Origin of the sequence: Actinospineispora eucalypti, assembly GCF_039543365.1 — a bacterium.
Taxonomy (GTDB): domain Bacteria; phylum Actinomycetota; class Actinomycetes; order Mycobacteriales; family Pseudonocardiaceae; genus Pseudonocardia; species Pseudonocardia eucalypti.
In genome coordinates, this window is the sequence record NZ_BAABJP010000001.1 from 602548 (window position 1) to 619428 (window position 16881).

18 protein-coding genes are annotated in these 16881 nt (G+C 70.8%); 10 read left to right on the top strand and 8 right to left on the bottom strand.

Translation table 11 applies throughout. The annotated features are described in order from the left end of the window. Positions 1–120: 120 nt before the first annotated feature. Positions 121–1227 (top strand): nitric oxide synthase oxygenase, encoded by a 1107-nt coding sequence (locus tag ABEB12_RS02880; protein WP_425572205.1) that lies wholly within the window; start codon positions 121–123, stop codon positions 1225–1227. Between the two features lie 528 nt (positions 1228–1755). Here ABEB12_RS02880 and ABEB12_RS02885 read toward each other — a convergent pair. Both ABEB12_RS02885 and ABEB12_RS02890 read right to left on the bottom strand, forming a co-directional pair. Then, positions 1756–2154 (bottom strand): limonene-1,2-epoxide hydrolase family protein, encoded by a 399-nt coding sequence (locus ABEB12_RS02885; RefSeq protein ID WP_185058811.1) that lies wholly within the window; start codon positions 2152–2154, stop codon positions 1756–1758. Between the two features lie 15 nt (positions 2155–2169). Then, positions 2170–2601: a MarR family transcriptional regulator gene (locus ABEB12_RS02890; RefSeq protein WP_185058812.1), complete on the bottom strand. Its 432-nt coding sequence runs from the start codon at positions 2599–2601 to the stop codon at positions 2170–2172. Between the two features lie 194 nt (positions 2602–2795). Between ABEB12_RS02890 and ABEB12_RS02895 the strand changes: the two genes are divergently transcribed. The 3 genes from ABEB12_RS02895 (at position 2796) to ABEB12_RS02905 (ending at position 4626) form a co-directional block, all read left to right on the top strand. Next, a complete protein-coding gene (locus ABEB12_RS02895) occupies positions 2796–3602 on the top strand; it encodes an SDR family oxidoreductase (RefSeq protein WP_185058813.1) in 807 nt (268 codons plus the stop codon). 39 nt (positions 3603–3641) lie between these two features. Further along, positions 3642–4301 carry a TetR family transcriptional regulator gene (locus tag ABEB12_RS02900; RefSeq protein ID WP_185058814.1) on the top strand — a complete coding sequence of 220 codons (660 nt, stop codon included), beginning with the start codon at positions 3642–3644 and terminating at the stop codon, positions 4299–4301. Positions 4302–4413: 112 nt separating this feature from the next. Beyond that, the gene (locus ABEB12_RS02905) at positions 4414–4626 is read left to right on the top strand and encodes a biotin/lipoyl-containing protein (RefSeq protein ID WP_345702541.1); all 213 of its coding nucleotides are present in this window, start codon (positions 4414–4416) and stop codon (positions 4624–4626) included. Between the two features lie 53 nt (positions 4627–4679). Here ABEB12_RS02905 and ABEB12_RS02910 read toward each other — a convergent pair whose 3' ends face one another. Beyond that, entirely contained in the window at positions 4680–4874 is a 195-nt protein-coding gene (locus ABEB12_RS02910) for a ferredoxin (protein WP_185058816.1), read from the bottom strand. Positions 4875–4987: 113 nt separating this feature from the next. Between ABEB12_RS02910 and ABEB12_RS02915 the strand changes: the two genes are divergently transcribed. The 4 genes from ABEB12_RS02915 to ABEB12_RS02930 all read left to right on the top strand — a co-directional run bounded on the left by ABEB12_RS02915 (position 4988) and on the right by ABEB12_RS02930 (position 8859). Next, complete coding sequence (locus ABEB12_RS02915; protein WP_185058817.1) at positions 4988–5311, top strand: 2Fe-2S iron-sulfur cluster-binding protein; 324 nt, start codon at positions 4988–4990, stop codon at positions 5309–5311. Between the two features lie 60 nt (positions 5312–5371). Further along, a complete protein-coding gene (locus tag ABEB12_RS02920) occupies positions 5372–6052 on the top strand; it encodes a TetR family transcriptional regulator (protein WP_185058818.1) in 681 nt (226 codons plus the stop codon). 25 nt (positions 6053–6077) lie between these two features. Continuing rightward, positions 6078–7610 (top strand): long-chain-fatty-acid--CoA ligase, encoded by a 1533-nt coding sequence (locus ABEB12_RS02925; RefSeq protein WP_185058819.1) that lies wholly within the window; start codon positions 6078–6080, stop codon positions 7608–7610. A gap of 340 nt (positions 7611–7950) precedes the next feature. Then, positions 7951–8859: an SDR family NAD(P)-dependent oxidoreductase gene (locus ABEB12_RS02930; RefSeq protein ID WP_185058820.1), complete on the top strand. Its 909-nt coding sequence runs from the start codon at positions 7951–7953 to the stop codon at positions 8857–8859. 52 nt (positions 8860–8911) lie between these two features. Here the strand turns inward: ABEB12_RS02930 and ABEB12_RS02935 are convergent, their stop codons facing one another. Next, positions 8912–9709 carry an enoyl-CoA hydratase-related protein gene (locus tag ABEB12_RS02935; protein ID WP_185058821.1) on the bottom strand — a complete coding sequence of 266 codons (798 nt, stop codon included), beginning with the start codon at positions 9707–9709 and terminating at the stop codon, positions 8912–8914. A 2-nt stretch (positions 9710–9711) separates the two neighbouring features. Then, positions 9712–10125: a nuclear transport factor 2 family protein gene (locus tag ABEB12_RS02940; protein WP_185058822.1), complete on the bottom strand. Its 414-nt coding sequence runs from the start codon at positions 10123–10125 to the stop codon at positions 9712–9714. Between the two features lie 88 nt (positions 10126–10213). Here ABEB12_RS02940 and ABEB12_RS02945 point away from each other — a divergent pair, with 88 nt between their 5' ends. After that, entirely contained in the window at positions 10214–11182 is a 969-nt protein-coding gene (locus ABEB12_RS02945; RefSeq protein WP_185058823.1) for a DUF7065 domain-containing protein, read from the top strand. On the opposite strand, the gene ABEB12_RS02950 is transcribed toward ABEB12_RS02945, so the two are convergent. Beyond that, positions 11179–12864 carry an FAD-binding protein gene (locus ABEB12_RS02950; RefSeq protein WP_185058824.1) on the bottom strand — a complete coding sequence of 562 codons (1686 nt, stop codon included), beginning with the start codon at positions 12862–12864 and terminating at the stop codon, positions 11179–11181. The genes ABEB12_RS02945 and ABEB12_RS02950 overlap by 4 nt on opposite strands. Before the next feature lie 236 nt (positions 12865–13100). Between ABEB12_RS02950 and ABEB12_RS02955 the strand changes: the two genes are divergently transcribed. Next, positions 13101–14240, top strand: coding sequence for a GNAT family N-acetyltransferase (locus ABEB12_RS02955; protein WP_185058825.1), 1140 nt, complete (start codon positions 13101–13103; stop codon positions 14238–14240). A gap of 131 nt (positions 14241–14371) precedes the next feature. Here ABEB12_RS02955 and ABEB12_RS02960 read toward each other — a convergent pair whose 3' ends face one another. Together ABEB12_RS02960 and ABEB12_RS02965 are read right to left on the bottom strand one after the other, a co-directional pair. After that, positions 14372–15037: a TetR family transcriptional regulator gene (locus ABEB12_RS02960; RefSeq protein WP_185058826.1), complete on the bottom strand. Its 666-nt coding sequence runs from the start codon at positions 15035–15037 to the stop codon at positions 14372–14374. 4 nt (positions 15038–15041) lie between these two features. Next, positions 15042–16874 (bottom strand): AMP-binding protein, encoded by a 1833-nt coding sequence (locus tag ABEB12_RS02965; RefSeq protein WP_185058827.1) that lies wholly within the window; start codon positions 16872–16874, stop codon positions 15042–15044. Positions 16875–16881: the final 7 nt, after the last annotated feature.

A 16881-nucleotide genomic window follows, 5' to 3' on the forward strand; every position in this document is an offset into this window, starting at 1 on the left:
GCTCGTGGAGGGCGACCCTTGACCCAGCTCCCCCACAGCGTGCTCGAGCGCGCGCGTTCCGTTCCGGATCCGGCCGACCGGTGCCCGGTGCACCTGGTGCCGGACGCGCCCGCGGGCCCGGTGGAGGTCGCCGAGGCGAAGGACTTCCTGGAGCGGTTGTACGCCGAGAGCAAGCCGGCGACCCCGTTCGACCAGCGGCTCAGCCAGGTCGCCTCGGAGATCGACCGCACCGGTAGCTACCTGCACACCGCCGGTGAGCTGCGCTTCGGCGCGCGGCTGGCCTGGCGGAACGCGGCGCGCTGCATCGGCCGGCTGTACTGGCAGAGCCTGGCCGTGCGGGACCGCCGGCACCTGGACGCGCCCGCCGACGTGGCCGCCGAGTGCATCGAGCACCTGCGTGACGCCACCCGCAACGGGCAGATCCGCGCCACCCTGACCGTGTTCGCCCCGGACCGCCCGGGCCGGCCCGGCCCGAAGATCCACAACGAGCAGCTGATCAGGTACGCTGGGCACCGGCTGTCCGCCGACCGGTCCGGAGCGGTGTGCGGCGACCCGCGCATGGTCGACTTCACCGAGCGGGTGAAGGGCCTCGGCTGGCGGCCCCGCGCGCGGCACGGCGAGCCCCGGCGCGAGGGGGCGTTCGACGTGCTGCCGCTGATGGTCTCCGGCGATGATGTTGAACCGGAGCTTTTCGACCTGCCGGGGGACGCGGTGCTGGAGGTGCCGCTGCGCCACCCCGAGCACCCGTGGTTCGCCGATCTCGGACTGCGCTGGTACGCGGTGCCGGCGATCAGCAACATGCCGCTGGTGATCGGGGGCGTGCGCTACCCGGCGGCGCCGTTCAACGGCTGGTACCTGAACACCGAGATCGGCGCGCGCAACCTCGCCGACCAGGACCGCTACGACCTGTTACCGCTGATCGGGCGGCTGCTGCGGCTGGACGTCAGCTCGCCGCGCACCCTCTGGCGGGACCGCGCGCTGGTCGAGCTGGTGCGGGCGGTCCAGTACTCGTTCGACGCCGACGGCGTGCGGATGGCCGACCACCACACCGAGTCGGAGCGCTTCATCACCCACGTGGCCAACGAGGAACGCGCCGGCCGCCCCTGCCCCACCGACTGGAGCTGGATCGTCCCGCCCATGTCCGGCGGCCTCACCCCGGTCTTCCACCGCTACTACGACCCGCCGGACGACGCCCTGCGCCCCGCCTTCCTCCCACCCGAGGGTTGACCCTCCCGGCGACTCGGGGATCCGGGTACGGCGAGTCGGGGATCCGGGTACGGCGAGTCGGGAGTTCGTGCTCGGTGTGTCGGGGATTCCGGTACGGAGTGTCGGGGTTTGGCGCACGACGGGTCGGGGTTTGGTGCACGGCTCGGGCGGCGCCGCGTGGCGGCGGACCTCCCCGGTTCTTCGGCGCCTGTCCACCGGTGGGTCGTGACGATCGGCGCCGGCGCGGCCGCGTTGAGCGGGATCTTTCATCGAGATGGACAGGACGGTTGTACCTACCGAGATCAAACAACCTTGGTGTCCATCTCGATGGCCACCAAGGTTCCTGCTTGCCGAAAATCCAGCCACGCTCCGGAGCCAGCCACGAACCACACGGTCGGGCGGCGCCCGAGCCGCGTTAGTTGGCCAGCATGCCGTGCCGGCGGTCGTGAATCTCCGCCGCGTCCGGAGCCGCCACGCGTCACCCACCCCGAGCCGTACCCGAATCCCCGACTCGCCGTACCCGGATCCCCGACTCGCCGAGGTCGGGGGTCAGGTGGTGGCTTCGAGCATTGGGCGGGGGTCGAAGTACTCGCGCCACTCGGTGATGCGGCCGTCCCGGAACTTCATGACCCCGAGGAGCTCGACGGTGTAGGCGTGGTTTCCTTCGGCGTCCAGGTGTCGGTCACTGCGCTCGCTGAACACCAGGTCACCGACCGCCTCGATGGTGCGTACGGTGGCGATGATGGCGCCGACCGGCTGGGCGGCGGCGAGCCCGTCGATCAGCCCGAGGATCTCCGCCTTGCCGCGTACCACGGGTAGCCCGCTGTTCTGGTACACACAGTCGTCGGCGATGAACTCCTGGTAGGCGCCGCGCAGGTCGGCCCAGGTGCCCTTGCCCCAGCGCTCGATGAATGCGCGCGCGGTGTCCAGGTTGGCCTGTTCGGTCACGGTGTCTCCCCGGGGTCAGTACAACGCGTGCAGCATGGACTCCAGTGCCTGGCGGAGCACCGCCCGGCTCTCGGCCGGGAGGTCGGCCAGCGCGGCCCGCTCGGCCGCGTGGGCGATCGGCGTACTGGCGGCCAGTGCGGCCTCGCCGGCCGGCGTGATGGAGATTTCCAGGGGCAGCCCGGGTTCGCTGCCCCGCCGCTTGACCAGCCCGGCGGACAGCAGCCGGCGGACCACGCCGCCGACCGCCTGCGGGGAGATCTGCAGGATCCGGGCCAGGTCGGCGCGGCTGACCTGGCCGGCCTCGGCGATCACGCTCAGCGTCACGTACCGCCGGAAGGACAGCTGGTGGGCCATCAGCGCCCGGTCCAGGTGACGCTCCAGGTGGTGGCTGACCTGGGTGATGCGCACGGTGGCCAGGACCTCGCGCAGTTCCACAGCGGCGGTCATGTGGTCTCCCGTCATTGGGCGGCCGGGCGGCGTTAAAGATGAGTAGGCTACTTTGAGTAGTATCTACTTACTACAATGGAGCCGCCGGAGTCAAGCATAGTTAGACAGCAATCGCTACCTTGCGCTCACCGGACATATGAGTAGTTTGTGCTCACTCCCGAAACGCAGCGGCACCAACCACATGGAGGTACGCCATGGCCGTCCCCGACGTCTCCGGCCGCTCGCTGGCCGACCTGCTGTCGCTGAGCGGCCGCCGGGCACTGGTCACCGGCGGCGCCAAGGGAATCGGCCTGGCCTGCGCCCGCCGGCTGGCCGAGGCGGGCGCCCGGGTGGCCGTCGGCGACCTGGACAAGGCCGAGGCGCAACAGGCCGCCGCCACCCTCGACGGGGACGCGATCGGCCTGGCCCTGGACGTGCGCGACACGGCCTCGGTGGACGCCGCCGTCGAGCAGGTCAGGACCGAGCTGGGCGGGCTGGACATCCTGGTCAACAACGCCGGGGTGTTCCCGATCATGCCGGTGCTGGAGACCACCGACGAGCAGTGGGAGAAGGTGCTCGGCACCAACGTGGACGGCGGCTTCCGGTGCGCCCGCGCGGCCGGCCGGGCGTTCGCCGAGGCGGGCACCGGCGGCGTGATCGTGAACCTGGCGTCCATCCAGTCCTTCCGGGCCACCGCGCCCGGCCTGACCGCCTACTGCACCAGCAAGGGCGCCGTGCTCGGGCTGACCCAGTCGCTGGCGCTGGAGCTGGGGGCGCTCGGCGTGCGGGTGGTCGGGGTGGCGCCGACGGTGGTCGACACGCCCGGGCTGGCGCTGAACAAGCCGGTCTACGAGGCCGCCGGGCTGAGCGACGTGATCGCCGCGTTCTCCGCGCAGCTGCCGCTGGGCCGCGCCGCCGTGCCGGACGACGTCGCGCGGGTGGTCCTGTTCGCGGTCAGTGACCTGGCCGTCCTGGTCAGTGGGACCACCCTGGTGGTGGACGCGGGCCACTTGACGCTGTAGTGCGCCGGTTACCCGCGAGCGAAAGGTATCCTCGGCGACGTGGCCAACGAGGCGGAGAGTGCCGGGTCGAGTTCGGAGCGTGCGCGGGCGCCCCGGCGGGCGCCGGGCGAGGTGCGCGAGCTGTTGCTCGAGTCGGCGAAACAGATGTTCTCCCGGCACGGCTACGACTACTCGAGCACCAAGCGGATCGCCGAGCGCGCCGGCGTGGCCGAGGCGTTGCTGTTCCGGCACTTCGGCAGCAAGGCGCAGCTGTTCCGGGAGGCCATCGTGGAGCCGATGGTGACCACGCTGCAGGCCTACGCGGACCAGTGGTCCGGCTACGACCGGCCGCACCAGGTCGAGTCGCCGGTGCACGACTTCGTGAAGACGTTCTTCGGCACGTTGTCGGACCGGCGCGGTTCGGCGTTGGCCCTGACCGCGGTGTCCAACTACTCCACCGACATCGTGACCGACGCCGGCGCGCCGTTGGCCAACGTGCTCACCGCGATCGAGAAGATCGTGGTGCAGGAGGCGGCACAGTTCGGCTACTCGGGGCTGAACCCGCCGATCACCGGGCGGGTCGGCGTGGGTTCGGTGCTGGCCGCCGCCGTGTTCCGGTCCTGGCTGTTCGACCGGATCGTGCCGGAGAGCACCGACGACGACCTGATCGCCGAATTGCAGACCATGCTCATCCACGGCGTGCGCAACCGCCCGGCTTAGGCGCGTTGACAGCTCACGGGTACCCCGCTAGCGTCCGCTGCACTAGAAAGTGCGTGCTTGCCCCACTGTGGCGGCCGCCGGAGCGGGAGGAAGTCGCGTGGCGGATCTGATCGTGCCTCGGGTCGGTGTCAGCGTTAAGGAAGTGACGATCGTCGAGTGGTTGGTGGAGGACGGCGCCACCGTCACCACCGGTCAGCCCATCCTGGTGGTCGCCACCGACAAGACCGAGGTGGAGATCGAGGCGACCATGGACGGCACCCTCAAGCACGGAGCCGCCCCCGAAGAGGACTACGTGGTCGGCGCGGTCATCGGCGCCATCGATTAGGCCGTGTTTAAGAAGTCCCGGTCGATGGGCTTCGTGATCCAGGTGGTTTCCGCCTAGTCCTTCTCGACGATGATGGCCATGTTCGGGCATTCGTAGGCGACCTTCTCCGCCTGTTCCAGGGTGAGCGTGCCGGCGTCGGTGACTTCGGCGATGCCCTCCTCGGTGAGGTCGAACGCCTCGGGCGCGAGGAACATGCAGCGCTGGGCGCCCATGCAGAGCTCGTCGTCAACCTTGATTTTGAACGACATACTGAGTCACTCCCGCGTGGTGGTGTGCCGCTGGCCATGCTGCCAGTGCCTTGCTTGACGGGCCATCCAGCTCGCGCGTAGCGTACATCAGGTTGTAAGTGCATACTTCTTTAATGGAGCGTTCGCGGATGGCCGGTCGGATACGGGTACTCCCGTCCGGCGTGACCTTCCACGTCGCCGACGACGAGTCCGTCTTCGCGGCGGCCACCCGCCAGGGGGTCCGCTGGCCCTCGGTCTGCCAGGGCGACTGCGAGTGCGGGGTCTGCTACATGGTGGTCGAGGACGGCGCCGACCGGCTGAATCCCCGGTCCCGGCAGGAGGCCGACCGGCTCGCGCTCGGCCTCAAGGCGAACGAGCCCCGCGCCCGCCTGGCCTGCCGCACCCACCTGCACGGTGACGTGACGGTGACCCGTCGGGGGGTGCGCGCGCATGGCTGACGCGCCCGTTGCCGGTCTGAGCATGAGGGATACAGAATCCGGCATACTAGGATTGCTCAGGTGACAGAGGCCGAAGTGGACAGACCGCGTCTGCGGCGCAGCTCCGACGAGATCCGGGGGCTGCTGCACGCCGCGGCGACCACGTTCTTCGCGCGCAACGGTTACGCCGGCACCAGCACCCGGGCCATCGCCACCGAGGCCGGGGTCTCCGAGACCTTGCTGTTCCGGCATTTCGGTACCAAGTCGGGGCTGTTCGAGGCCACCACGCTGGAACGCCTGCGCACCGGGGTGGACCAGTTCCTGGCCCGCTGGGAGCGCAACCACCGGCGCAACGACGCCGGCATCGGCACCGAGGCGCATGCCCGCGAGTTCCTCGCCGACCTGCTGCGGTTCACCCGCGACCAGCGCGGGGTGATGTTCGCGATCATCACCGTGGACGCGGCGGAGGACGAGGACATCGTCACGATCCAGGCCACCGCCCTGGCCACCTTCCAGAAGCTGCTCGCCGCCGTCCAGCGGCACGTGCTCACCGATGCCGACGGCGAACTGTTCCCCGGGGTGAAACCCGAGCTGACCGCGTCGGCCGTCGCCGCCTGCGTGATGTGCGTGACCGTGCTGGACGACTGGTTGTTCCGGGAGGGCATCTGCCAGCCCGGCGTGGCCGAGATTGACCAAGAAGTTATCGACTACGTACTGGACGGAGTCGGTCACCGCGGCGAACATGGGGCACCCCCAACCTGAGAGTCTTCACAGCTACGGAGGCGCGATGGCCCAGCACCTGGCGGATCTGGTACTGCGTTGGGAGGCCGAGCGGCCGGATCACCAGGCACTGCGCTACGGCGACCGGTGCTGGACCTGGGCGCGGTGGGCCGACCGCATCCGGCGCAACGCGGCCGCGCAGCGGGCCCTGGGCCTGAGCCCCGGTGACCGGGTAGCCACGCTGGACAAGAACCACCCCGCCGGCCTGGAGACCACCCTCGGCTGCGCGATGGCCGGCACGGTGAACGCCAGCCTCAACTTCCGGCTGGCCCCCGAGGAGTACGTCTACCTGCTCAACAGCAGCGGGGCGCGGCTGCTGCTGGTCGGGGCCGAGTTCGCCGGCGTGATCGAGTCCATCCGGGACCGGTTGACCCACCTCGAGCACGTGGTGGTGGTCGGCGACGGGACGGAGGACGACGAGTACGAGCGGTGGCTGGCGTCCGCTTCACCGGATGTCGCGCCGGTTGCCGCCGCGCCGGACGAGGTGGTGCTGCAGCTGTACACCTCCGGCACCACCGGCCGGCCCAAGGGCGCCATGCTCACCCACCGGGGCCTGCTCGCGCACAGCGCGGCCGCCGCCGAGGCGTTCCGCATCGGCCCGGACAGCGTCGCCCAGGTGGCCATGCCGCTCTACCACGTCGGCGGGACCAGCTGGGCGCTGATCGTGGTCTACGTCGGCGGCACCATGGTGCTGGACCGCGAGGTGGTGCCGGACGCCGTGCTGGCCGAGCTGGCCAGCGGAGTGACGCACACCTTCCTGGTGCCGGCGGTGCTCGCCGTGCTGCTCGGCATGCCCGGCGTGGGCGAGATGGACTTCTCCTCGGTGGAGGTGATCTCCTACGGCGCCTCGCCCATCACACCGAAGGTGCTGGCCGGGTGCCTGGAGGTGTTCGGCGCCAACTTCCTCGGCCTCTACGGGATGACCGAGGCGTCCGGCATCCTCACCGCGCTGCCCCCGTCGGCGCACCGGGACGCCGCGCACCCGGAGCGCCTGCTCTCCGTCGGTCTGCCCATGCCCGGGGTGGAGATCCGGGTGGTCTCGCCGACCACTGGCGGCGATGTGGGCGTCGCCGAGGTGGGCGAGGTGTGGGCGCGCAGCTCGCAGCTCATGCTGGGCTACCACAACCGCCCGGAGGAGACCGCCGACGCGTTCGCCGAGGGCGGTTGGTACCGCACCGGTGACGCCGCCAAGCTGGATAGCGCCGGCTACCTCTACCTCACCGACCGGATCAAGGACATGATCATCAGCGGTGGGGAGAACGTGTACCCGGCCGAGGTGGAACGGGTGCTGTCCGAGCACCCGTCGGTCGCCGAGGTGGCCGTGATCGGCATCCCCAGCGACCGCTGGGGTGAGGTCCCGCTGGCCTACGTGGTCCCCGCGCCGGGGCTGACGGTGGACGAGCCGGCCCTGCTCGCCTTCTGTCGCGAGAGCCTGGCCAAGTACAAGTGCCCCGCCGTCATCCGCACGCTCGCAACCCTCCCCCGCAACCCCACCGGAAAAATCCTCAAAACCGAACTCCGCAAACTCCCCACCCCCTAACCCCCCGCCCTCCATATCGCGCCCCTCCACCCGCCCATATCGCGGATTCCACCCGCCCATATCGCGGATTCCACCAGGCCATGTCGCGGATTCCACCAGGCCATGTCGCTGGTGCGTGAGGGTGTTGTCGCGGGATTTCCGCCATCGGGCGGGCGCTGTTGCGCCGGCTTGCCCGCGCCGACCAGTGGAATCCGCGACGTGGCCTGCTGGAATCCGCGACATGGCCTGGTGGAGGGAGCGATATGGGCGGGCGAGGGGCGCGATGTGGGGTGGGGTGGCGCGGGGTGAGAGGTGAAGTTAGTGTTCACTTCAAAGCTGTCGAGATGGGGAGGCGAGTTGCGTGGGGAGTTTGGACGGGCTGGTTGCGGTGGTGACCGGCGGCGGGCGGGGCATCGGGCGCGAGCATGCGCTCTTGTTCGCGGCCGAGGGCGCGAAGGTTGTCGTGAATGACCTCGGCGGTGGGGGTGACGGGACCGGCGCGACGGCCGGGCCCGCCCAGGAGGTCGCCGACGAGATCGTGAAGAACGGCGGCCAGGCGGTGGCCAGCCCGCACAACGTGGCCGACGAGGCCGGCGCTCAAGGCATCGTGGACACCGCCGTCGAGGCGTTCGGCAAGCTCGACATCCTCGTCAACAACGCCGGCGTGCTCCGGGACAACGTGCTGGTCAACGTCACGCCCGAGGACTGGGACGTGGTCGTGGCGGTCAGCCTGCGCGGCACCTACCTGGTCACCAGGGCGGCGGCCAAGCACTGGCGCGAGCGGTCCAAGGCCGGCGACCAGCCAACCGCCTCGGTGATCAACACGACCAGCGAGTCGGGCCTGTTCGCCAATCCCGCCCAGGCCAACTACGCCGCCGCCAAGTCGGGCGTGTCCACCTTCACCCAGGTCATCGCCAAGGAGCTCAAACGGTACGGCGTGCGGGCCAATGCGATCGCGCCCCGCGCCCGTACCAGGCTGACCGAGGTGATCGGCGGCAAGGTGGTGGAGCAGATCCAGCCCAAGGAGGGCAAGTTCGACGCCTGGCACCCGGCCAATGTGGCGCCGTTCGTGGCCTATCTGGCCAGCCCGGGCTGCCCGCTGACCGGCGAGTCGTTCGTGGTCGGCGGCGGCCGGGTGCACCGCGTCCGCCCGTGGCAGCTGGACGACAACTGGCAGCTCAAGACCGACGGCCGGTGGTCGGTGGACGAGCTCACGAAAGCGGTCGACGAGCTCGGCCCGCCGGAGCGGGTCAAGGGCCTCGGCGAATAGGTCGTGAGTGGCGAGTGTCGCTATAGCGACACTCGCCACTCACGGGGGCGCGTCAGCGCCCAGTGAATTTTGGCGGGCGCTTGTTCTTGAAGGCGTCGATGGCCTCCAGCATGTCCTGCGAGGTCATCGTCGCGCCTTCCAGGTAGAAGGCCAGGTCGAGCACCTCGTTGCCGCGCAGCGCCAGGTGCCGGTTGAGCGCCCGCTTGGTGTACTGCACGGCCAGCGGCGGCAGCTCGGCCAGCCGCACCGCCAGCGCCAGCGCCGCGTCGTACACCTCATCACGTGACGCGACCAGGTCGCTCACGATGCCGAGGGCGTGGGCGTCCGCACCGGTCATCGGGTCGCCGGTGAGCAGGTGTCGCTTGGCCCGGGCCAGCGGCATGTTCGCCGGCCACACCACCGCGCCGCCGTCGCCGGCCACCAGCGCCATCCGCACGTGCGTGTCGGCGATCTTCACGTCCGGCGCGGTGACCACCGCGTCGCCGAGCAGGACCACGGTGGCGCCCAGCCCGTAGGTGTCCCCGTGCAGCGCCACCACCAGCGGCTTCGTGAAGTCGGCGAAGGCGTAGAACAGCCGCCGGCCCTCGTCGATCAGCTGCATCCGGCGGGTCGGGTCGGCCGCCGCCGAAAGCATCAGCTCGGTGTCGCCGCCGGCGGAGAAGAACTTGCCCTCGGCGGTCAGCAGCACGGCCAGCACCGACGGGTCGTCGGCCAGTGAAGCCATCGCCTCCGTCAGCTCCACGTGCATCGCCGCGTCGAACCGGTTCATCACCTCCGGCCGGGTCAGCCGCAGCTCGGCGACGCCGGGGTGGTTCTCGAAACGGGTGATCGCCAGCGTCCGGTAGGTCATGCTCAGCCTCCGGCCGGCGCGGGCGCCAGGCCCCGGGTCAGCGCGACCGGGTCGAAGAACTCGATGGTTTCGACGATCTTGCCGTCGCGCAGCCGGAACAGGTTGGCGTAGGTGTTCGCGTACGGCTGGCCGTTGGCGAAGGTGCCGCGCGAGGTGTACTCGGCGATCACCCGGTTCGGGTCGGCCTCGGCCCGGATGTCCATGGTGGGGAAGACGATCTCCTGCCACAGCCCGCCGGTGACCGGCGCGAGGAACGCCTCGAACGCCGCCTTGCCGTCGATCCGCTTCGGCATGCCCTCCGGGGCGAAGGGCAGCAGCAGCGCCACGTCCTCGGCGACCTCGGCGACCATCGCGGCGGCGTCCAGCCGCTTGAGGCCATCCAGGTAACGGCGGACGGTTTCCACCGGTTCGCTCATGTCCGGCTCCTCTTCGTCGGCGGCAGACGAAACACTAGTCTGTGTAGCGAGTACCCGCTACACAAGCCGGCCAAAGGGAGCGAGAGGCATGATCCGACCCGAGGACGACAGCTTCCACCCGGGCTCGCCCGACCCGTACTGGAACGAGAGCGCCTGGTTCGGGTTCGGCGTGCCGGAGCGGTCGATGACCGGCTGGGTCTACTTCTACCACCGGCCGAACATGAACTTCACCGTTGGCGGCGTGGCGCTGTGGGATCCCACCGGCGAGTACCCGTGGACCTGCCGGCACTACGACTGGGGTCAGCCGATGCCGCTGCCGGACGGCGCGGACATGTTCGACTTCAAGTTGCCCAACGGGCTGGCCGTGGCCTGCCGCGAGCCGTTGCGTTCCTTCCAGCTGGACTACGACGGGCCGGGGCTGGGGGCCGAGCTGACCTGGGAAGCGCTCGCGCCGCCGCAAGCCGCCGGGCGGGCCGGCGCTTCGGACATGCCGACGGGCAGCGACGGCTGGGGCAAGGGCCACTACAACCAGCCCGGCCGGATCCGGGGCGAGCTGCGGCTGGCCGGCGAGCGCATCGAGGTTGACTCGCTGTACCTGCGCGACCACTCCTGGGGCACCAGGCGGCCGGCGCGCAACCCGCGCGGCAACTTCGCCTCGGCGGTCGGTGACGGCGGGCGCAGCGGCTTCTGCGTGTTCGCCGCCAGCGACCTGGACTGGGCGGAGGACCCCGGTGTCGGGGTCGCCGACCCGCTCTCGTTCGGCTGGTACCTGCGGGACGGGGTGCCCAGCCGGCTGGTCGCCGCGACCCGGACGGTGGTGGCCCGGGACGGGCGCGGCCGACCGCTGGCCGTGAACCTGGAGGGCACCGACGAGCTCGGCCGCACCCTGCGCGCGGAGGGACGGCTGCGCAACTGGCTGTGGTGGCAGGGCTACGCGAACATCCTGATGTTCTGGTCCATGGCCGACTGGACCTACGACGGGCGGACCGTGGTCGGCGAGGAGCAGGACATCCTCCCGCTGGACCAGGCCCGCCGGCTGTTGCGTCGAACCAGCTAGGCCGAACCTGAGGCCGAACCGGCCAGGTGGTTCGCGGCGATGTAGGCGAAGGCGGCGGCGGCGCCGATGGAGGCGCCGGCGCCGGGGTAGGTGCGACCCATCACCGTCGCGCTGCAGTTGCCGGCGGCGTAGACGCCGGGGATCGCCTCCCCCGAGGTGCTCACCACGCGGGCGTGCTCGTCGGTGAGCAGGCCGCCACAGGTGCCCACGTCACCCGGATAGACCGGCACCGCGTAGAACGGCGGCCGGTCGATCGCCCCCAGGTTCGGGTTGGGGCGCACCCGGGGGTCGGAGAAGTACCGGTCGTAGTAGCTCTCGCCCCGGTGGAAGTCGGCGTCCCGGCCGGCGGCGGCCATCGCGTTGAACCGGCGCACCGTGTCGCGCAGCCCGGCCGGGTCGATGCCGCACGCCGCGGCCAGCCCCTCCAGCGTGTTCGCCTTCTTCAGGTAGCCGTTGCCGAGCAGTGAGCGGGGCGTGACGCCGGGCAGGATGTCGCCCAGTGAGTAGCGCCTGCGGTGCCGGCTGTCCAGCACGAACCAGCTCGGGACGGCCGGCACCCGTTCGTGGCGGGCGTAGATCGCCCGGCCGAACCGCGAGTAGTCGGTGGCCTCGTTGACGAACCGGCGGCCGGAGGAGTCGACGACGATGCAGTGCGGCATGGAGCGGTCGAAGACGTGCATCTCGCGGGTGCCGTCCGGGCGCTGTCCGGTGCCCATCCAGATCGCCTCGTCCATCAGGGCCACCGCGCCGCCGATCGCCTGCGCGGCGGTGATGCCGTCGCCGGTGTCGCCGGGGTTGCTCATCGTCCACTCGGTGGAGGACGGGTGCGGACCGTACTCCTTGCGCATCGCCTCGTTGTGGGAGAAGCCGCCGCAGGCCAGCAGCACCGCGCGGGCACGCACCGCCACCGTGGTCCCGTCCGGCCGGGCGAGCTCGGCTCCGGTCACCCGTCCTTCGCGTGAGACCAGCGAACGCAGGCCCAGCTCGGTGTACAGGGGGATGCCCCGTTTGGTGAGCGCGAGCAGCAGCTGTCCCATCAGGCTGGCCCCCAGCCCGTCCACCCGCCGGCCGCGCAGCAGCCCGCCCAGCGCCCGGCCGGCGATCCGGGCGGCGGTGGCGGCGCCGTGTCCGGTGCGGGTGGCCACGCCGGCCGGGCTGACCTCCTCCATGTGGATCGGCACGCCGGGGAACAGCTGCCGCGCGCGCAGCCGTTCCCGCATCGGGCCGAGCCGGCGCAGGTCGAACGTGGCGCCGCGCACCGAGCGGCCCTCGGGCAGCCCGCCCGGGTTCTCGGGGTAGTAATCGCTGTAGCCGTAGCAGCGCTCCAGCTCCAGCCCCTGCTCGCGCAGGAAGCCGATCATCTTCGGCCCCTGCGAGATGAACGCCGCGCGGCGCTCCCTGGACGACGCCGGCCCCGGGTCCCCGCCGCCGTCGATCACCGAGTCCAGGTAGGCGTGCGCCCACTCCGCGGAGTCCGCGACGCCGTCCTCGACCAGTAGCGGGTTGTTCGGGATCCACATCAGGCCGCCGGAGAGCGCGGTGTTGCCGCCCAGCACGTCGGTCTTCTCCACCACCACGGTGCGCAGGCCGGCGGCGAACGCGGCCAGCGCGCCGGTCATCCCGGCCACGCCGGACCCCACCACCAGCAGGTCGGTCTCCTCGGGCAGGGCCGGCTGAGTCATGGCGCTGTTCTACTCCGCCGGCCGTTAGACAGCAAGTGCTCTCTTTCTGTCGCGAACGATAGGATTACTACTGTAGGGATTCGACATACCTTGAGGGGTCGCGATTCACCTGGCCGTGCTGTGCCGAGGTCACGGTCCGGTCACGTTGGGCCTATCCTTCTGGGTTCGTCCACCCGCCAAACTCGCCAACCGGACGACCACAGCGCTGGGCCGCGGTCCAGCGGAGGAGGAACTGCGTGCCTGACAAGGCAGTCCGCGAACAGTTGACGATCACCCTCGAGGACCGGCCCGACGACGAGTGCCTCGCTAGCTGGGACCGGCTGGTCGCCTCGGCGGGGGACAGCGATGTGACCCAGCTCAGCGCGTGGGCGCGGGTGCGCCGGTTGGCCGGGTTCGAGTCGCTCTACCTGCACGTGTGGCGGGGCGCGGAACTGGCCGGCGGCGCGTTGGTGCTGCGCAAGAAGGTCGGCCCGCTGGGGCGCGTCGGCTATCTGCCGTACGGGCCGGTGCTGGTCGACGAGCCGGGGGAGCCGGGTGAGCCCGGGCGGGACCGGCGATCGGTGTGTGAGCGGTTGGCCGCCGGGCTGGCGGCGATCGGCCGCCGGGACGTGGCGCTGTTCGTGCAGCCGCCGGGTGGTGGCGAGGACATGGCGCTGGAGCTGTTGCGCCGGGGTTTCCGGTTCTCCCGGGACGGCGGTGCCCGGGTCGCGCCGGCCGAGACCATCCGGGTGGACCTGCGGGTGCCGGAGGACCAGCTCCGCTCGCGGCTCAGCCGGCGGCTGCGCACCTGGGCCAACCAGTGGCCGCGCAAGGGGGTCACCGTCCGGACCGGCGACGAACGGGACCTGCCCCGGCTCACCCTGCTCGCCGAGGCGACCGCCAAGTTCCAGGGGTTCCCGCCGTTCGCCGAGTCCTACCTGCGCGCGCTCTACACCAACCTCAACGGGCACGCCGTGCTGCTGATCGGCGAGGTGGAGGGGCGGCCCGTCGCCGCCGAGCTGTTCACCGGCTGCGGTGGCGTGTTGAAGAGCCGCATCCGGGGCCTGGACCGGGCCGACCCGCGCGCGGAGAGCCTGAACGTGGGCAGCGCGATGACCTGGGAGGCGATGCGCTGGGCCAAGGCGAACGGCTACCACGCCTACGACTTCGGCGGCATCCGCCCCGAGTCGCTCGCCGCGCTGCGCGCGCCCGGCCCCACCGACCGCGCCGCGCTGGCCGGCCCCGACCAGTTCAAGGTCAAGTTCGGTGGTGACCTGCTCAGCTACCCGCCGCCGGTGGAGATGATCGGTTCGCGCGCTCTGCGCGGCGGTTACGACCTGCTCCAGCGCGGCGACCTCCTGACCACCGTCCGCGAGTCCCTCCGCGGCGGCCGCTAACCCCTCCCCCTCACCGCCGATTCAGTGGGTTCCGCACGCTGGTTCAGTGGGTTCAGCACACCGATTCAGTCAGCACTGTTGACTGAACCAGTGTGCTGAAGTGACTGAATCACCCTGCTGAAGGCACTGAATCAGGTGGGGGTGGGGGTGGGGTCGGAGGGGTTGCGGGCTGATAGGGCGGTGTACATGTAGTTGGTGATCTCGCGGATGATGCGTTCGCGGGACGGATGGGTGGGGCCGGGCTCGAAGAGCAGGTCGTCGTGCAGCACCATGCCCATCACCATGGCGAACGAGCAGCGCACGGTCACCGGGTTGTCGAGGTCGGTGAAACCGAGGTCGGCCGACGCCTGGCGTACCCAGTCGTCCATCTTGAGCAGCTCGTGGCTGATCACCGAGCCGTGCCCGTTGCTCTCCGAGGGCAGCGAGCGGAACCGGGTGATGCAGATGTACGCGAGGATCATGCCCCGGTTGTCGGCCAGCGTGTCGTAGAGCAGCTCGACGAAGGAGCGGACCACCTCCTTCCCGGAACGGGGCTGCCGCAGCTCGGTGGTCCACTGATCGGTGAACGACGTCCAGAACCGCTGGTAGGGCTCCACCACCGCCTGGTCGAACAGGCCGGCCTTGGAGCCGAACTGGCGGTAGATGGTGGCCTCGGTGACCCCGGCCTCCAGCGCCACGTCCCGCGTGGTCGCACCGGCGTAGCCGCGCGCCGCGAACAGCTCGCGCGCGGTGGACAGGGTCAGCTCCCTGACCTCCTCGGTGGAGCGCCGTCGCCGGGGCTTGGGGTTATTGCTCACTCAACTACCCTACCTGCGTGTATAGCTGTTCGATCTCGACGGCGTAGCGGGCGTGCACGCCCCGCCGCTTGAGTTTGGCGGTCGGGGTGAGCAGGTCGGTGTCCGGCAGCCACGGGTCACCGAGCACCAGGTGTGCCCTGATCCGCTCGGCCGGGGCCAGCCCGGCGTTCACCCGGTCAACCGCGGCCGCCACCTCGGCGAGCACCGAGGGCGCCTTGGCCAGCGCCGGCGGGTCCAGGTCGGTCAGGCCGTGGGAACGCCCCCACTCGCGGGCATAGTCCGGGTCCAGCACCAGCAAGATGGACACGTAGGGGCGGCCGTCGCCGATCGCGCAGGCCTGGCCGATCAGCGGGCACTCGCCCTTGATGCCGTTCTCCAGCAGCACCGGGGACACCTTGTGCCCGGACTGCGGGACCAGGATCTCCTTCTTCCGGTCGATCACCGACAGATTCCCGTCGTCGTCCCAGCGGCCGATGTCGCCGGTGTGGTACCAGCCGTCCTCGGTGATAGCCTCGGCCGTCTTCTCCGGGTCGTGCAGGTAGCCGGCGAACACCGACGGCCCGCGCACCAGGATCTCCCCGTCCGCCGCGATCATCATCTCCAGGCCGGGCACCGGCCGGCCGGAGGTGGCGAACACGATGTGGTGCGGGTCCCAGGACATGAACCCGGTGGTCTCCGACGACCCGTACACGTCGGAAACCGGCACCCCGGCCGAGATGAAGAAGCGCAGCGTCTCCGGGGCCAGCGGGGCCGCACCGGTGATCGCCATCCGGATGTCGGCCAGCCCCAGCCGGCGCAGCACCGGGGTGATCGCCTCCTCGCGCACCGAGGACCACCGCGCGGCCAGGTCGGACGGCACTTCGGCTCCCGAGTTGCGTAGGCAGTGCACCTGCCACCCCACCTCCAGCGCCGCCTCGAACCCGGCCCGCGCCGAGGGGTCGCCGATCAGCGAGGCCTCCACCCCGGCCCGCAGCTTCTCCCACAGCCGGGGCGCGCAGAACCACCACTCGGGCCGCACCTCGGCCATCATCCGGCCGACGTCGGCGATGTTCTCGCAGGTGGTGACCGCCGTGCCGCCGAGCAGGTGGTAGTAGTGGGTGATCTGCCGCTCGCCGATGTGGGCCATCGGCAGGTAGGACAGCTGGCGCAGCCCGGCCATGTCCAGCCCCATCATCGAGAAGTGCACGGTCATCGCGTAACAGATGTTGCGGTGGGTGAGCATGACGCCCTTGGGTGCCCCGGTGGTGCCCGAGGTGTAGATGACCGTGGCCAGGTCCTCCGGCCGCACGGACGCCGCGGCCGCCGCGAGATCCAGCCCGGGGCCGTCCAGCAACGACGCGAACGGCGTCACCGCCGCGGAGGGGGCCTCGCCGGTCAGCAGCACGATGTGCCGCAACGCCGGCAGCTGGGAACGCACCGCGAGCACCCGCTCCAGGAAGTCCAGGTCCTGCACCACGACCACGGCCGCACCGGAATGCCCGAGCACGTAGGCGATCTGGTCCGGCGGCGCGGAGTTGTACAGCGAGAACGGGGTGCCGCCGGCGAACATCGTGCCCACGTCGACGAAGTGGAACTCGGGCCGGTTGCGGCACAGGATGGCCACCAGCTCGCCCCGGCGCAGCCCCAGCCGGCGCAGCCCGCCCGCCACCAGCGAGACTTGCGACGCGTACGAATCCCAGCTGAACTCACCCGACGGCCCGCGCAGGGACATCTCCCCGGACCGGGCCTCCACGGTGGAGAGAAAGCGCGAGCAGAGCGTCTGCCCGGCCACCTGGCGCTCGAACTCGCGGCGTACCCGGAGGATCTCCTCGCGCGCGGGATGTGTGGGATGCGTCATACTCTGG